This is a genomic window from Streptomyces sp. NPDC012835 (assembly GCF_042900885.1).
Classification (GTDB): Bacteria; Actinomycetota; Actinomycetes; order Streptomycetales; family Streptomycetaceae; genus Streptomyces.
This window is the reverse complement of record NZ_JBIBBW010000003.1, coordinates 350,409-366,679: the sequence shown is the minus strand read 5'-3', so window position 1 is coordinate 366,679 and position 16,271 is coordinate 350,409. Positions and strand designations below refer to the sequence as shown.

At 72.8% G+C, this 16,271-nt stretch carries 8 protein-coding genes; 6 read left to right on the top strand and 2 right to left on the bottom strand.

Annotated elements, in window-relative coordinates; translation table 11 throughout:
- The first annotated feature begins 504 nt into the window (after positions 1-504).
- The 5 genes from ACFY6S_RS14890 (at position 505) to ACFY6S_RS14870 (ending at position 11,914) form a co-directional block, all read left to right on the top strand.
- Positions 505-2,403, top strand: coding sequence for a serine/threonine-protein kinase (locus ACFY6S_RS14890; RefSeq protein WP_388816059.1), 1,899 nt, complete (start codon positions 505-507; stop codon positions 2,401-2,403).
- A gap of 319 nt (positions 2,404-2,722) precedes the next feature.
- Entirely contained in the window at positions 2,723-6,094 is a 3,372-nt protein-coding gene (locus ACFY6S_RS14885; RefSeq protein ID WP_388816056.1) for a protein kinase, read from the top strand.
- Positions 6,095-6,259: 165 nt separating this feature from the next.
- Positions 6,260-8,188, top strand: a complete 1,929-nt coding sequence (locus ACFY6S_RS14880) for a serine/threonine-protein kinase (protein WP_388816053.1) — start codon at positions 6,260-6,262, stop codon at positions 8,186-8,188.
- A gap of 165 nt (positions 8,189-8,353) precedes the next feature.
- A complete protein-coding gene (locus tag ACFY6S_RS14875; RefSeq protein ID WP_388816051.1) occupies positions 8,354-10,033 on the top strand; it encodes a succinic semialdehyde dehydrogenase in 1,680 nt (559 codons plus the stop codon).
- Positions 10,034-10,087: 54 nt separating this feature from the next.
- On the top strand, positions 10,088-11,914 hold the full coding sequence (locus ACFY6S_RS14870) for a GMC oxidoreductase (RefSeq protein ID WP_388816048.1): 1,827 nt from the start codon (positions 10,088-10,090) through the stop codon (positions 11,912-11,914).
- Positions 11,915-12,064: 150 nt separating this feature from the next.
- On the opposite strand, the gene ACFY6S_RS14865 is transcribed toward ACFY6S_RS14870, so the two are convergent.
- Both ACFY6S_RS14865 and ACFY6S_RS14860 read right to left on the bottom strand, forming a co-directional pair.
- Positions 12,065-13,213, bottom strand: coding sequence for a hypothetical protein (locus ACFY6S_RS14865; RefSeq protein WP_388816045.1), 1,149 nt, complete (start codon positions 13,211-13,213; stop codon positions 12,065-12,067).
- Positions 13,214-13,767: 554 nt separating this feature from the next.
- Positions 13,768-14,100: a chorismate mutase gene (locus ACFY6S_RS14860; RefSeq protein WP_388816042.1), complete on the bottom strand. Its 333-nt coding sequence runs from the start codon at positions 14,098-14,100 to the stop codon at positions 13,768-13,770.
- 394 nt (positions 14,101-14,494) lie between these two features.
- Between ACFY6S_RS14860 and guaA the strand changes: the two genes are divergently transcribed.
- Positions 14,495-16,078, top strand: a complete 1,584-nt coding sequence (gene guaA, locus ACFY6S_RS14855; protein ID WP_388816039.1) for a glutamine-hydrolyzing GMP synthase — start codon at positions 14,495-14,497, stop codon at positions 16,076-16,078.
- Positions 16,079-16,271 lie beyond the last annotated feature (193 nt).

The following is a 16,271-nucleotide window of genomic DNA, read 5'->3' as shown; positions in this document are numbered from 1 at the left end:
CCGCGGCGCGCTGTGCAACGCCGTTCCCGGGAGGAGCGGTTGGGGCCGGCGGGGTGATCGGGGACACGGGTGGCGCCTGAACGGGGGACGGGGGGCGTACGTATGGACGCACGGGCAGCGGGCTGGTGACGCCGTGTCCGGTGCGGGGGCGGTGGAATCGGTGTTCAGGGGGCGGGTGGTGCGTGCCGGAGTGCGCGGGGTCCGAGGGAGTGACGCGTACTCAGGACGGCGATTCCCCTTCACCCATCACATTCGTCACCGCGGGCTCATCCGTTACGCGTGCACTTGTGCAGAATTCGAACAGGGGCATGGCCTGCGGAGTGTCGGTCCCTGCTCCGGGCAGTGGCATGGTGAGGGTCCTTCCGGTGGCGCCGTCGCGCCGGGCACCGGACCCGGGAGCAGTGGCGGTCCCGGAGTGAGGGACAATGAAGGCTCTGCCAGGGCGCGTTACGGCACCGTGCGGCGGCGGGCGCGGGCCAGGATCAGGGATCGCAGAGGGGACGCATGTCGGAGTCGAAGCAGTCGCGGGACACGGCGCAGGAGCCTCGGCGGGAGACGGGGAAGGGCGCCGGCGACACCCCGGAAGGACGCCTGCTCGCGGGCAGGTACCGGCTCGGCGCGGTACTCGGGCGCGGTGGCATGGGCACGGTGTGGCGGGCCCTCGACGAGACTCTCGGCCGTACGGTCGCGGTGAAGGAACTGCGCTTCCCCTCCAGCATCGACGACGACGAGAAGCGCCGGCTGATCACACGCACGCTGCGCGAGGCCAAGGCGATCGCCCGGATCCGCAACAACGGCGCGGTCACCGTCTTCGACGTCGTGGACGAGGACGACCGGCCCTGGATCGTCATGGAGCTGGTGGAGGGCAAGTCCCTCGCCGAAGCCGTGCGCGAGGACGGCCTCCTGACGCCCAGAAGGGCGGCCGAGGTCGGGCTCGCCATCCTCGACGTGCTGCGTTCGGCGCACCGCGAGGGCATTCTGCACCGCGATGTGAAGCCGTCCAACGTGCTGATCGCCGAGGACGGCCGCGTCGTGCTCACGGACTTCGGCATCGCCCAGGTCGAGGGCGACCCTTCGGTCACCTCGACCGGCATGCTCGTCGGCGCCCCCTCCTACATCTCGCCCGAGCGTGCCCGTGGCCACAAGCCCGGCCCGGCAGCCGACCTCTGGTCGCTCGGCGGGCTGCTGTACGCGTCGGTGGAGGGCTCGCCCCCCTACGACAAGGGCTCCGCCATCGCCACGCTGACGGCGGTCATGACCGAGCCGCTCGACCCGCCGAAGAACGCGGGCGCGCTGACCGAGGTCATCTACGGGCTGCTGGCCAAGGACCCCGAGCAGCGGCTCGACGACGCGGGCGCGCGGGCGCTCCTCGAAGAGATCATCCAGGCGCCCGACCGGGAGCCGGAGCCCGCGCCCGACGCCACCCGGGCGATTCCGCTTCTGCAACTGCCTCCCGAGCCCCGGCCCGTCCCGCGTGCCGCGCCCGCCCCGAGCGCGCCCCGGCCGGGCGCCCGGTATGTCGCGCCGGCGCGCCCGTCTGCGCCGCGTGCCTCGCTCACGGATGTGGTGCCCCGGCGCACGCTGGTGGTGATCGCGGTCGTCGCCGCTCTGGCCATCATCGCCACGGTGCTGATCGTCGCCCTCAACGGTGACGGCAGTGCTGACGACGCGTCCGGTGCGGGCAAGGGTGCCGGTGACAGGACGGCCTCTGCGGGGTCCGCCACCGACACGGCCGGCAAGGACGGCAACGAGAGCCCGGCGCCGGGCAAGAGCGCGACAGGGGACAGCAAGGGCGATGCCGCCGCCGCCGGACAGGATTCCGGAAGTTCCGATTCCGGTTCGGCCGATGGCTCCGACACGTCGGGCGACTCCGACGACAAGGGCGATGACGCCGATGAGGACGACGGGGACACGGGTGGGAAGGGCACGTCGGGCAGCGATGAACTGCCCGACGGTTACGCCATGGTCAGCGACTCCCAGTTCCACTTTGCCATGGCGATGCCCGAGGGCTTCCGCAAGACGGCCATAGCCGGCACCAACTCCGGCGGCATCTACAGCAAGAGCGGCGGATTCCCCCGGGTGCAGGGCGACTTCACCAGCACCCCGACCGACGACGCCGTGGCCGCCTGGCGGCAGCAGGAGCCGAGCGTCAGAGGGAGCAGCAAGAATTACAAGCGCATCAGCCTCAAGGAGACCGAGTTCAACGGGTATCCGACCGTCGCGGACTGGGTGTTCGAGCGCGAGCAGGGCGGCGAGCGGATCAGGGTCCTCAACCGGGGCTTCAAGGTCGACGGCTCCCGGGGGTACTCGATCATGGTGAGCTGCAAGGCCGACGAGTGGGACGGATCCGCGTGCGAGACGCTGCGGAAGACCGCCATCGCCACGTTCCAGCCGAAGGGCTGAGCGGCGGCCCCTGGGCGCGGGGGCCTGAGCGACGGTCCCTGAGCACGGGGCTTGAGCGCGGGGCCCGGGCGCGGGGGTCAGGCAGAGGCGCGGCGGCCGGTCCCGGGCGTGGGTCGGGCCGTCACGGGCAGGAGTGGAGGCGTACGGATGCGAACGTTCCGCACCGGTTGCCCGGACCCGGCGGCACGTTCGGCCCCGGCCACGTATCGTGAGTCTCGCGAACCGTACGCATCCACAATGAGCCGGTAAACGACCGGAATTGGCGGCTTCGTGGGTCTCCGGGACCGGGAGACCGCCTGTTTTCTTTCGGGGAGGCGTCGTGGACGAATACGCGGGACGGGTTCTCGCCGACCGCTATCGCCTGCCCCTGCCGCCGTCCGACGAGTACGAACTCGCCGAGACGCGTGCCTTCGACACGTACAGCGGCCAGGAAGTCCTCGTCCGGCAGGTGCCGTTGCCGGAGGTCGTGGAGGCCGAGGTCATCGACGCCGAGGGAGCCGCCGCACCCCGGCGGGCCCCCGGGCGCACGCCCCGCAGGCATACGGACCCGGCGGTGCGGCGGGCCATCGAGGCGGCGCAGAGCGCCGCCCAGATCCCGGACCACCCCCGGCTCGACCAGGTCTTCGACGTCTTCGCCGAGTCCGGTTCGCTGTGGATAGTGAGCGAACTCGTCGCGGCCAGGCCGCTCGCCGCGCTGCTCGCGGAGAAGCCGCTCAACCCGTACCGCGCGGCCGAGATCGCCTCCGACGTGCTCACCGCCGTACGCGTGGTGCACGCCCACGGCTGGACCCACCGGAACATCACCGTCCGCACGGTGCTCGTCTGCGACGACGGGCGGGTCGTGCTGACCGGGCTCGCCGCGGGTGCGGCCGAGGAGGCACTGTGCGGATACGCGCCGGTGCCGGAGCCGCCCGGCGGGCCGGACCCGTACGAAGCAGGACACCGGCCCGGGTCGCCGGACTCCCGGTTCCAGGAATCCGGGCTCCTCGACTCCGGACACGACTCAGGGCCGCACGACTCCGGACACGACTCCGGTCTGTACGAATCCGGGGGCCGGGAACAGCTCGGCACGGGCGGACACCACGGTCCGTCCGGCGGGGCAGCGGAGACGGGAGCAGCAGACCCGGGCCACGCACCAGGACCCACGGCCGGTGTGCCCGGCTCGCCGGGCCGGGCCGCGCTGGAGACGGGCCGCACCGCCCAGAGCCCCTACGGCGAGGGCACCTCGTCCGGTACCTCCGGCGCCATGCCCCGGCCGCACCAGGGCCCGCCCGGCATCCCCGCCCCGTACGGCGGCCGCCCGGCGCTGCCCGGCAGCGGCTCCGGCGACATCCGCGCCGCGCGTGCCGGTGCCATCGCCGCGTACCGCGCCGGGGCCCGCGCCGCCGCGCGGGCCAGCGAGGACCGGGCGGCCGACACGGGCGGGCTGCCCCCGCTGCCCGAGCCCGGTACCGGGCAGGAGTCCCGGGAGCCGGCCCACGACGAGCCCCGGACGCCGGCCCAGGACGTCCCCCAGGGGCCGGCCGCGACCGGCGGCGACCCGGAATGGTGGGTCGCCCGGCCGCGCCCCTTCGAGGACGTGGACGCCGACGAGGACGACGAGCCGCCCACGCCGCCCTATCGCGCCCAGCTCGCCGGCGTCTGGAACGACGGCCCGGCACCCTGGAACGACGCCTCCGGCTCGCTGCCCGCGGGCGGCGGTCCGTACGGCGGGGGAGCGGCGGCCCCGTTCGGCGGCGGCACGGCGGGGATTCCCGTACCCGGCGCGGGACCCGTAGGCGCGGGACCCGCGGGCACGGCCCGCCGAGAGACGCCCGCGCTGCCGCCCGCCGGGCACGACTCCGACAGGCACGACTCCGACAGGCACGACTCCTCCGGGTACGAATCCACCGGACAGGAGTTCACGGGATACGACTCCGCCGGGCACGACTCCGACGGGTACGGGGGCAGCGGGGGCACCGGAGCCGTCGAGGCACGTGGCGTCGGCAGCCCGTACCCCCGGCCCGGCGACCGACCGTACGGCGACGGACGCACCGGTACCGGACGGACCGGCGCCGGACAGACCGGTGGTGGACAGCCCGGCAGCGGGCAGCCCGGCGGCTCGCGTGACGCGCTGCGCGCCGACGCGCAGCGGCACTCGGCGCAGGCGCCCGCCGCCACGGGCGGGGGCGCCGGGGCCGGCCGGTGGGACGACATCGTGGCGCCCGGCCCCGTGCCCGCCTACCGGGGGCCCGCCACCCCCCTCGCGGCCGAGCGCGCCCGGCAGGCGCGTATCGCGGTCGTCGGGGCCGTCACGGAGCGCTGGGCGCCGGAACAGGCCGGTCCCGTCCATGAGAACTGGCAGCTGGCACCGCCCATCGGGCCCTCCACCGACCTGTGGGCGCTGGGCGCGCTGCTCTACCGCGCGGTGCAGGGACACGCCCCGTACCCGGAGGAGAGCGCCATCGAGCTGGTGCAGCTCGTCTGCGCGGAGCCGCCCGCGTTCGCCGAGGAATGCGGACCGCTGCGTCCCGTGGTCGAGTCGCTGCTGCGTCAGGACCCCTCGGAACGGCCGGACTTCGAGGAGCTGCGCGGCTGGCTGCGTTCCCTCGTCCGGTCCGCCCCCGAGCCGGAGGCCGGTCTGGACGTCGTCACGGTGCCGACCGACGAGACGCGGCTGCCGATCGTGCGCCGCCGGGGAGAGCTGGTGCGCAGGCGGCGCATCTGGGGCCGTGGCCGCGACGCGGAACACGGCCGCCACCGCCACAAGAAGGGCAAGGAGCGCAAAGACGCGGTCGGTGAGAGCGGCGGCGGCGTCGGTGAGGCCGTCGAGCAGCGGTACGGCCGCTCCGAGGTCGAGGAGACCTACGAACGCCCCGAGATCTTCGAGAGCCTCGGCCGCCCGGAACCCCCCGGCCCCTACGGCCCGTCCGATCCGGCGGACCGCGACGACCGCCCCCGTGGCCGTTCCGAAGGGGGGCGCGCGCCGAACGCCCTGGGCCGCACCTTGCTGCTGCTGGTACTGCTCCTCCTGGTGGGGGTCGTCGTGTACGCGGTGATGTTCATGCCCAAGTCCTCCGATACGGGGCAGCAGGGCCGGAGCGTCGGGGAGGCGCCCCCCGGCGCGTCCTCCGCACCGCAGGACCCCGGCGGGCAGGAGTCCGGGGAGCGGACCTCCACCACGGAGCCGCCCGCTTCCGGCAGCCCGGACCGTCCCAACACCTCCGCTCCCCAGACCTCGGGGTCCGCCCCCGATGTCGCCAAGGGGTACGCCCTGCGCGAGGACACGGAGGGTTTCCGTATCGCGGTCGACAAGACCTGGCAGCGGCGGCCCATCAACGACAGCGGACAAGTGCGTTACGAGGGTGGGGACTTCACCCTGATAGTCGTCCCGGGCCGGGACAGCGTCGCGAGCAACGGCTCCGACCCCATGGCCTATCAGCGCGACAAGGAACGCGAGATACAGCCGTTCCGTGACTCCAGTTGGGCCACCGCCTCCGGACTGCGCCGCATCGACGTCGGACAGCAGGCCATGGCGGAGGGGCAGTACACCTGGCAGGACAGCAGCGGCCGCGAGGTCTTCGTACGGAACCTCGCGATGGTCATCGACGGCCGGTACCACGTCATCCAGGTCATCGGTCCCGAGGACGAGCGGGACAAGGTCGGCGAGATCTACCAACAGGCCACCGGTGCCTATCGCGTTACGGGCTGACGGACCGCAAGTCCGCCCGAGTTCCGGCTCTGTTCCCGAGCGGAACGGGAGCCGCGCGCGAAGCGCGCTGTCAGGCCCCGCGCGTCACAGTCCGGTTGCCGCGACCGCCCCGAGGTTTCGTGTCCCCGCGCCGCTCCGTAACCTGTGAGCCCAAGGAAGCGGGGCATGGACGTGGAGCATTCGCAGAGGACGGGTTCGGATACCGGCGGCATGGGCGGCACCGGAAGCGCCGGCGGCACCGGAAGCGCCGGCGCGGATACCGCGGGCAGGGCGGCAGACACCCGCGACGGGCTGGTGCTCGCCGGGCGGTACCGACTGGGCGAGAGCATCGGCCGCGGGGGCATGGGCCGGGTGTGGCGCGCGCACGACGAGATGCTGCACCGGGTGGTCGCCATCAAGGAGCTGACGGCGGGACGGTACGTCTCCGAGGCCGACCGCGCCGTCCTGCACGAGCGGACCAGGAAAGAGGCCCGCGCCGCCGCCCGCATCAGCCATCCGGCGGTCGTCACCGTCCACGACGTCCTCCACCATGACGACCGCCCGTGGATCGTCATGCAGTACGTCGACGGCCCCTCCCTGGCAGACGCGGTCAAGGAATCCGGTCGCATCGACATCCGGGAGACGGCCAGGATCGGGCTCGCCGTCCTGGACGCGCTGCGCGCGGCGCACACCGCCGGCGTGCTGCACCGCGATGTGAAGCCCGGCAACGTCCTGCTCGCCCGTGACGGCCGTGTCCTGCTCACCGACTTCGGTATCGCCGCCATAGAGGGCGACGCCACCATCACCAGGACCGGTGAGATCATCGGCTCCATCGACTATCTGGCGCCCGAGCGGGTGCGGGGCCACGACCCCGGCCCCGCCTCCGACCTCTGGTCGCTGGGGGTCACCCTCTACACCGCCGCTCAGGGCACCTCGCCGTTCCGCCGCACCTCCCCGCTCTCCACGATGCAGGCCGTCGTCACGGACGAGCTGGACCACCTCGACCAGACCGGCCCGCTCGCTCCGGTGATCGCCGCGCTGCTGCACAAGGACCCGCACGCGCGCTCCGGAGTCGGCGAGACCGAACGCATGCTGCGCGAGGTGATGGAGGGGCGGACGCCGACCGGCGCGGGGGCGCACGATCCGACCGTGGCCGTACGCACCGATGGCCGGCCCACGGCCGCCACCGCGCGACTGCCCGCCGAGGAACCGGCGAAGCCCGCCGGATTCGGCGCGGGCGGCGGGAGCGGCGCGGGAGGTGGCGGGGCGGATCGGGCGACATCGCCGCCGTACTCCTCGGGTGAGACACACATACCGGGGCGGGGGACGGAGAGCGGCACCGCGGCCGCGCCGCCCGTACCTCCGCCCACCTCCCCGCACCCCCCGTCCCCCGGCGGCGACTCCGGGACCCGCCCCGTGCCCGCCGCCGAACGGGCCGGGCGCCGCCGCGGCCGGCTGCGTACGACGGCCGTGGCCATCGCCGTCGCGGCGGTCCTCGGCGGTGGCGTCGGCTTCGCCGTCCTGAAGCTCGCGGACCGCGGCGGCGGTGACGGCGGCGCAGCGCGCCCGACGGCCGGGAACAGCGAGGGGATCGACACCTCCGAGCCCTCCGACGACGCGTCCGACAGCCCGAAGCCGACGGACGAAGCCTCCGACGACAGCGCCTGGGAGCGCGTCGAGGCCCCCGAGGGCTTCACCCTCAGCGTCCCCAAGGGCTGGGAGCGGCGGGCCGGCACCGAGCTGATCGACTACACCCCCGACAACGGGGTGCATCTGATCCGGATCAGCGTCAGCTCGCCCGACTACGAGGATCCGTACACGCACATGCTGAGCCTGGAGGAGCAGCTGCGACGGCTGCCGGACTACGAGCGCGTCAGCATGGCTCCCAACTCCTTCCGTGACAAGGCGCGCTCCGCGCGCTGGGAGTTCACCTGGACCGAGGAGCAGAGCCACACCGGGAAACGGCACGCCATCGACCAGATCTACTACTCGGACGACGGGAACACCGAGTACGCGATCTACATGTCGGGGCCGGAGGAGGACTGGGAGACCATCCGCAAGCAGTTCAACACCGTCCTGCGCAGCTGGCAGCCGCCGCCGGCAGACGCGAACTGATGGTCCGCCGATCCGTCTGTCATCTCGTCGATCCGCCCAGGACCCCCTGATCAGGGGTTATGTAGCCAGTGATCACTGGCGCGATGCGGCTGCCCCGTACGCACCGGGTGAAAAGGTGTTACCGCCGGGTATCCAAAGCTCCCGATGCGTCATACCCTCGGCCCCATGACGGACTCGAAGCCAGTCACCGCCACTCCGGGAACGCCTGCCGCCCCGGTCGTCCCGGGAGCCCCAGCCGTCCCGGAAACCTCCGCCGTCCGTAGCACCAACCCCGTGGCCGCCTCCCCGGCCGGTGCGCGCACCGCCGCCGATGTGGTCACCCCCGAGCGCGTCGCCCGGCTCGTACGCGGGGTCGTCGGTTCCGGCCGTACCGCCAACCACACCCCGTTCACCGGGGAGAAGCTGGCCGACCTGCCCGAGTCCACCCCCGAGGACGTGGCGCGCGCGTTCGAGCGGGCGCGCGCCGCCCGGCCCGGCTGGAGCGCCCTCCCGCCGCGGCGGCGGGCGGCCGTGCTGCTCCGCTTCCACGACCTCCTGCTGGAGCGACAGGCCGAGGTGCTCGATCTGATCCAGCTGGAGACCGGCAAGGCCAGGCTGCACGCCCACGAAGAGGTACAGGCCGTCGCCGTCGCCGCCCGGCACTACGGGCTCAAGGCCCCCGCGTATCTGCGGCCGAAGCGGCACATCGGCGCGGTGCCGGTGCTCACGAAGGTCACCGAGCTGCGGCAGCCGCGCGGGGTCGTCGGGCAGATCGCGCCCTGGAACTACCCCTTGGAGCTGTCCGTCGGAGACGCGCTGCCCGCGCTCGTCGCGGGCAACGCCCTGGTGATGAAGCCCGACACCGAGACCGCGCTCACCGCTCTGTGGGCCCGGGACCTGCTGATCGAGGCGGGGCTGCCGTCCGAGGTCTTCCAGGTCGTCCTGGGTGACGGGCCGGTCGTGGGGCCCGAGGTCGTCGCACACGCCGACTACGTCTCGTTCACCGGATCGACCCGCACCGGGCGGGAGGTCGCACGCGGCGCCGCGGACCGGCTCGTCGGCGTCACCCTCGAACTCGGCGGCAAGAACGCCATGCTGGTGCTGGCCGACGCCGACGTGGAGAAGGCGGCGGAGGGCGCCGTGCGCGCGTGCTTCTCCTCCGCCGGGCAGCTCTGCATCTCCATCGAGCGGCTGTACGTCCACGAGTCGGTCGCCGACGCGTTCACGGAGCGGTTCGTCGCCAGGACGAAGGCGATGCGGCTCGGCAACTCCCTCGCTTACGGGGCCGACATGGGCTCCCTCGCGGGCGAGCGCCAGCTCGCGGCGGTCACCCGCCATGTCGACGAGGCCGTCGAGAAGGGCGCCACGCTCCTGGCGGGCGGCGTCGCCCGCCCCGACATCGGGCCGCTTTTCTACGAGCCGACGGTCCTCGAAGGCGTCGAGACCCCCATGGCCGTCTGCGCGGAGGAGACCTTCGGACCGGTCGTCTCCCTCTACCGCTTCAGCTCCGAGGACGCGGCGATCGACCTGGCCAACTCCCTCCCGTACGGACTCAACGCCAGCGTCTGGACCAAGGACGCGGCGCGCGGCCACCGGGTCGCGGCCCGGCTCCGCAGCGGCACGGTCAACATCAACGAGGGATACGCGTCGGCGTACGGCAGCGCGCGGGCACCGATGGGCGGAATGAGGGACTCCGGTCTCGGCCGGCGGCACGGCTCCGAGGGCATCCTCAAGTACACCGAGGCCCAGACCGTCGCACAGCAGCGGCTCCTGCCGATGGCGCCCTCCATGGGGCTGGACGACGAGCGGTACGCCGCGCTGATGAACCGGAGCCTGCGCGCCATGAAGATCCTCCGACTCCGTTAGGCAGCCGGGCGGATCACGACCAGCACCCACGGTAGTTCTCAACGAGGAGAGCCAGTGTCACAGGACAGCCGTGCCCGGAAGGGGCAGGACGACATCGACGACGCCTACGACGTGATCGTGGTCGGCTCCGGCTTCGGCGGGGCCGTGTCAGCGTTGCGGCTGACCGAGAAGGGGTATCGCGTCGGCGTTCTGGAGGCGGGCCGCCGCTTCACCCGCGAGACCCTCCCGAAGAACTCCTGGGACCTCAAGAACTATCTGTGGGCCCCCGCCCTCGGTCTCTACGGCATACAGCGCGTCCATCTGCTCGGCAACGTCATGGTGCTGGCGGGCGCCGGGGTCGGCGGCGGCTCGCTCAACTACGCCAACACGCTCTACGTACCGCCCGCCGCGTTCTTCGACGACCCCCAGTGGGCGGCCATAACCGACTGGGAACGGGAGCTGAAGCCGCACTACGACCAGGCCGCCCGGATGCTCGGCGTACGCCTCAACCCCACCATGACCCCCTCCGACATCCATCTCAAGGCCGCCGCCGAGGAGATGGGCGTCGGCGAGAGCTTCCACCTCGCCCCGGTCGGCGTCTTCTTCGGCGACGGCGAGGACGCGGACGGAACCGCCACGGCCCGCCCCGGCGAACCGGCGCCCGACCCGTACTTCGGCGGAACGGGCCCCGCCCGCCGCGCCTGCACCGAGTGCGGCGAGTGCATGACGGGCTGCCGGCACGGCGCGAAGAACACCCTCACCGAGAACTACCTGTATCTGGCGGAGCGCGCCGGAGCGGTCATCCACCCCATGACCTCGGTGATCGCCCTCACGGACGGCGGCGAGGACGGCCTTCGCGTCACCACCGTGCCGACGGACCGACGGCGCAAGGGCCGTACAAAAGTCTTCCGTGCCCCCCGGGTCGTGCTCGCGGCCGGTACGTACGGCACCCAGACCCTCCTGCACACCATGCGCGACCGGGGCCTGCTGCCCGGGCTCTCGGCGCGGCTCGGGGAGCTGACCCGGACCAACTCCGAGGCCCTGGTCGGCGCGCAGACCGACGACCGGCGCTACCGCGCACGCCACGGCGCGCCCAAGGCGGACTTCACCCGGGGCGTCGCCATCACCTCGTCGGTCCACCCGAACGGCACCACCCACGTCGAACCGGTGCGCTACGGCCGCGGCTCCAACGCCATGGGCGCCCTCTCCATACTCCAGGTGCCCTATGCCGAACGGCGGGTACGGGCCTGGCTGGCGAACGCCGCCCGGCATCCGCTGCTGCTGCTGCGCTCGCTCTCCAACCGCAAGTGGTCGGAGCGCACGATCATCGGACTGGTCATGCAGTCGCTGGACAACTCCCTGACGACCTACCGCAAACCGGGCGGCATCGGCAAGGGCCTGCTCACCGCCCGCCAGGGCCACGGCGCGCCCAACCCGAAACAGATACCCGAGGCGACCCGCGCCGCCACCCTTGTCGCGCGGGAGATCAACGGCTTCGCGGGCAGCAACGTCGGCGAGCTGATGGGCACGCCGCTGACCGCCCACTTCCTGGGCGGCTGCGCCATCGGCGCCTCGGCGGACGAGGGCGTCATCGACCCGTACCACCGGCTGTACGGGCATCCCGCCGTCTCGGTCGTCGACGGTTCGGCGGTCTCGGCGAACCTCGGCGTCAACCCGTCCCTGACGATCACCGCGCAGGCCGAACGCGCCATGTCCTTCTGGCCGAACAAGGGCGACCCCGACCCCAGGCCGGAACAGAGCGCGGACCCGCCCTATGTCCGCCTGCCCCCGGTCCCGCCGCTCGCCCCGGCGGTCCCGGCGGAGGCGTTCGGCGCGCTGCGACTGCCGTTGCTGGCGGTGCCGGAGGTGCCGCCGCGCGACCCGGGGCGGGACGGGACCTGAGAGGCGGGGAACACCGAAGGGCGAGGAACACCGAAGGGCGAGGAACACAGAAGAGAGGCGCTGCACCCCCCTCCGAGTGCAGCGCCTCTCTCTTCGCGCGCGTGCCGCGGGCGCCCGTGGGCGCCGCGCGTCACGTCGTACGTCTGTGGGTCACGCCGTGGCGTCACCGTCACGGCGGCGCTTCATCGCGAACATCACGCCGGCGCCGGCGAGGACGGCGACACCGCCGATCGTTCCGATGACGGGCAGCACCGAGGAGGAACCGGTCTCGGCCAGGGTGCCGGTGACGGGCAGCGGGTTGGCGCCGCCCTGCGGCTTCGTGTTGCCGGGCTTGGTGGTGGGGCCGGGCTTGGTGGTGGGGCCGGGGGTGGGCTTGCCCGGGTTCTCGTTGCGCTCACCGGCCGGCAGGACTTCGAACTCCCAGTCGGTGAAGGAGCCGTACGTGCAGTCCGTCTCGCCGTCCGTGTACCAGGCGAGGCCGATCGCGTAACTGTCGTCCGCCGGGGCCTTGGCCCCGATGTTCAGCCGCAGTTTGAGATCGACGTACGACTTGGCGCCCAGGGTGGTGTCCCCGATGTAGACGCCGCTCATGATGTCGTCCGTGGTTTCGAGCCACTTGCCGTTCTTGTCCTGGAACTGGATCGTGGTGTACGTGCCGAGCTGATCCTTGTCCCTCATGGACTCGGTCTCGTTGGCGACGGCCAGCGCCCAGTCGATCCGGCCGAGAGCCTTGTCGGACGTGTTGGTCGCCCGCAGGGTGAAGGGGTGCCATCCGCTGCCGGCCACGATCCTGCCGGGCAGACCGCTGATCCCCAGCTCCAGCGCCGAGTAGGCGAATTCCTCCTCGTCGTCCTCGTCGTCCGGGCACTCCTCGGGCTCGGAGGGCGAGGCGCTCGGGGTCGGCTTGCCGCTCTCCGTGCTCGACGGGCCGGGGCCGGGCGCCTCGTCGGTCGGGCCCGGGGCGCCGTCGGTCGGTGCGGTCGCCCCGCCGGTGGGGCCCGTGGAACCGTCCGTCGGCCCGGTGGACCCGTCCGTCGGCGCTGAGCTGCCGCCGCCGGGCTCCGTGCTCTCCCCGGCGGGCTCCGACGCGCCCCCGCTGGGCGCGTCGCCGGGCTCCGAGGTCTCCGGGGCGGCGCTGGACTCGCCGGGCGAGGGCGACTCGGCGGTCTTCGCGCTCGCGTCGCCGGTCGCGAAAGCGGCCGGAGCGGAGAGGAACGCGGCGGGGGCGATGACGGCGGTCGCGGCGGCGACGGCCATGGCGCGGCGGAGTTTCATGGAGACCTCAGCGAAGTTCGGCACACCGCCGGTGATCGGAGGTGCGGAGTCGTTGGGCCCTCCGGCGTGGGGTCACGGGTGAGGCCGTTGGTTTCGCATGCAAGACCTGCGACCTGTGTGAATGGTTGCACCCGTCTTCACGGAATCTTTAAGTGGTGTGCGTCACGTGTGTGGGTGGCGAAGTCCGGCCGGGGCCCAAGGGCGGCGGCGAACAGGGTCCGCGAGCGCCGGACCGTCAACGGCCCGCAGCCGACGCGGGCCCGAGATGCGCGCGGAACAGCCGGACGGCCGGCTCCGGGCGTCCCCGGGGCCGGCCGTTCGTCGTGTGACCGGGCTGCTGTCCCCTGCCTACCGGTCACGAGCGCCGGGACGAGGTCCCACGGCGCACTTGCGAAGTGCGTCGCACGTCCCGGCGGAGCCACGCTGGTTCCTCTGTGTCCGCGCGCCCGGACAGTTCAACGAAGGCGGGGTACGGCGGTCACGCGCCGTACGGGTGAGAGCGGGGCCCGAACGTGTCTGCGGATGCCCGGCACCCCGGGGCGCGGCCCGGGGCATCCCGCGCCGCGCGCGCCGCGCGTCTACACGCGGCCGCGGCTCAGCTCCAGCAGCGTCATCGCCAGTGCCGTGCCCGGCTTGCCGAGGGCGTCGCGGTAGCGGCCGAGGATCTCCATCTCGCGGGAGAGGTTGACCCGGCGGCCCCCGGAGGCGATCCGGGCGTCCTGGATCACCGCCGAGATCGCGATCCGTTCCTGTACGAGACCGATGATCCGGTCGTCGAGCGCGTCGATGCGTTCGCGTGCGCCGCCGATGAGCGCGGCGGCCTCCTCGGTCCGGGCGCCGGTGTCAGGGGTGGCGGCCCCGGCAGTGGTGGGCGCGGCGGTGGTGGTCGCGGTGTTCGGCGTGACGGTCATGCGGGGGTCCTTCGGTTCGGGGCGGGAGGGACCGCGGGCCCGAACGCGACAGACGCCCCGGGCCTTGTCGGCCCGGGGCGCCTGGGAAGTCGCTTGTCAGCTCAAGCAGCACGACCATGGCAGCCGGACGGGCCGGTGCCATAGGTAAAGACGTAGGTCAGGTGCTTGCGCATGCGGACAGTATGGACCCGATGTCCCGCGGCCCGGTAACGCGGGTTCGGATGGTGAGACGGGAAGCGCCGCCCGGGCCGTCGTACGGAGGGCCGTACCGGGGGCCGCACCGGCGGCTGTCCCCGCGGGCCGTCCAGGGGCCGAACGCTGTCCCCGGGCCGTCACCGAGCCCCGTTAGAATCGAGACATCAACACCCTCATCTCACCGCCGGAAGGCCGCCCCGTGCCAGCAGCACCCCCCGCCGCCCCCGACGTCGTTCTCGTCGTCGACTTCGGCGCGCAGTACGCCCAGCTCATCGCCCGCCGTGTCCGCGAGGCCCGGGTCTACAGCGAGATCGTGCCGTCCACGATGCCCGTGGCCGAGATGCTGGCCAAGAACCCCAAGGCGATCATCCTCTCCGGCGGCCCGTCCTCCGTCTACGCGGACCAGGCCCCGAGCGTGGACCGCGCGCTGTTCGAGGCCGGGGTGCCCGTATTCGGCATGTGCTACGGCTTCCAGCTGATGGCGACGGCGCTCGGCGGGACCGTCGACAACACCGGGGCACGTGAGTACGGCCGTACGGAGCTGCGCGTCTCCCGGACCGACTCCACGCTCTTCGAGGGCACCCCCGCCGAGCAGGCCGTATGGATGTCGCACGGCGACGCCTGCTCCGCGGCGCCCGCCGGTTTCACCGTCACCGCGTCGACGGATGTCGTCCCGGTCGCGGCCTTCGAGGACAACGAGAAGAAGCTGTACGGCGTCCAGTACCACCCGGAGGTGCTGCACTCCACCCACGGGCAGCAGGTCCTGGAACACTTCCTCTACCGGGGCGCCGGCATCGAGCCGACCTGGACCACCGCGAACGTGGTGGACGAGCAGGTGGCCCTCATCCGCGAGCAGGTCGGCAGGAAGCGCGCGATCTGCGGGCTGTCCGGCGGCGTCGACTCGGCCGTGGCCGCCGCGCTCGTCCAAAAGGCCATCGGGTCCCAGCTGACCTGCGTGTACGTCGACCACGGACTGATGCGCAAGGGCGAGACGGAGCAGGTCGAGAAGGACTTCGTCGCCGCGACGGGCGTGCAGCTCCGGGTGGTCGACGCGCAGGAGCGCTTCCTCGCCGCGCTGGCCGGGGTCTCCGACCCCGAGCAGAAGCGGAAGATCATCGGCCGTGAGTTCATCCGGGTCTTCGAGCAGGCCCAGGCCGAGATCGTCGCCGAGGCGGGCGCGGAGGGCGAGGACGTCGCGTTTCTCGTCCAGGGCACGCTCTACCCCGACGTGGTCGAGTCCGGCGGCGGCACCGGTACGGCCAACATCAAGTCGCACCACAATGTCGGCGGGCTCCCCGACGACATCGAGTTCCAGCTCGTCGAGCCGCTGCGCAAGCTGTTCAAGGACGAGGTGCGGATGGTCGGCCAGCAGCTGGGCCTGCCGGACGAGATCGTCCAGCGCCAGCCCTTCCCCGGCCCCGGCCTCGGTATCCGTATCGTCGGCGCGGTCACGCGCGAGCGCCTCGACCTGCTGCGCGAGGCCGACGCCATCGCCCGCGAGGAGCTGACCGCCGCCGGTCTCGACCGGGAGATCTGGCAGTGCCCGGTCGTCCTGCTCGCGGACGTGCGGTCCGTGGGTGTCCAGGGCGACGGACGGACGTACGGCCACCCCATCGTGCTGCGGCCGGTCTCGTCCGAGGACGCGATGACGGCCGACTGGACGCGCATGCCGTACGACGTGCTGGCGAAGATCTCCACCCGCATCACCAACGAGGTCGCGGACGTCAACCGCGTGGTCCTCGACGTGACGAGCAAGCCGCCGGGGACGATCGAGTGGGAGTGACCCCTCCCCGGCCCTGCGGCCCCCGGCCCTGCGGCTCCCGGCCCTCCATGGGCCCTGCGGCAGAGGGCTGACCGCCGACGCCGTCGCTCATTTCTCCGAGCGGCGGCGTCGCCGTGTCTCCGGGCGTCGTCGTGTCTTCGGGTATGCCGCTCGGACACGGTATGTCCCGCCGGTGTGTCCCGACCGGTGTGTC

Coding starts and splice junctions, on each gene's coding strand:
- ACFY6S_RS14880 (WP_388816053.1), top strand. CDS start 6,260: ATGGACGTGGAGCATTCGCAGAGGACGGGTTCGGATACCGGCGGCATG.
- ACFY6S_RS14860 (WP_388816042.1), bottom strand. CDS start 14,100: ATGACCGTCACGCCGAACACCGCGACCACCACCGCCGCGCCCACCACT.
- ACFY6S_RS14890 (WP_388816059.1), top strand. CDS start 505: ATGTCGGAGTCGAAGCAGTCGCGGGACACGGCGCAGGAGCCTCGGCGG.
- ACFY6S_RS14875 (WP_388816051.1), top strand. CDS start 8,354: ATGACGGACTCGAAGCCAGTCACCGCCACTCCGGGAACGCCTGCCGCC.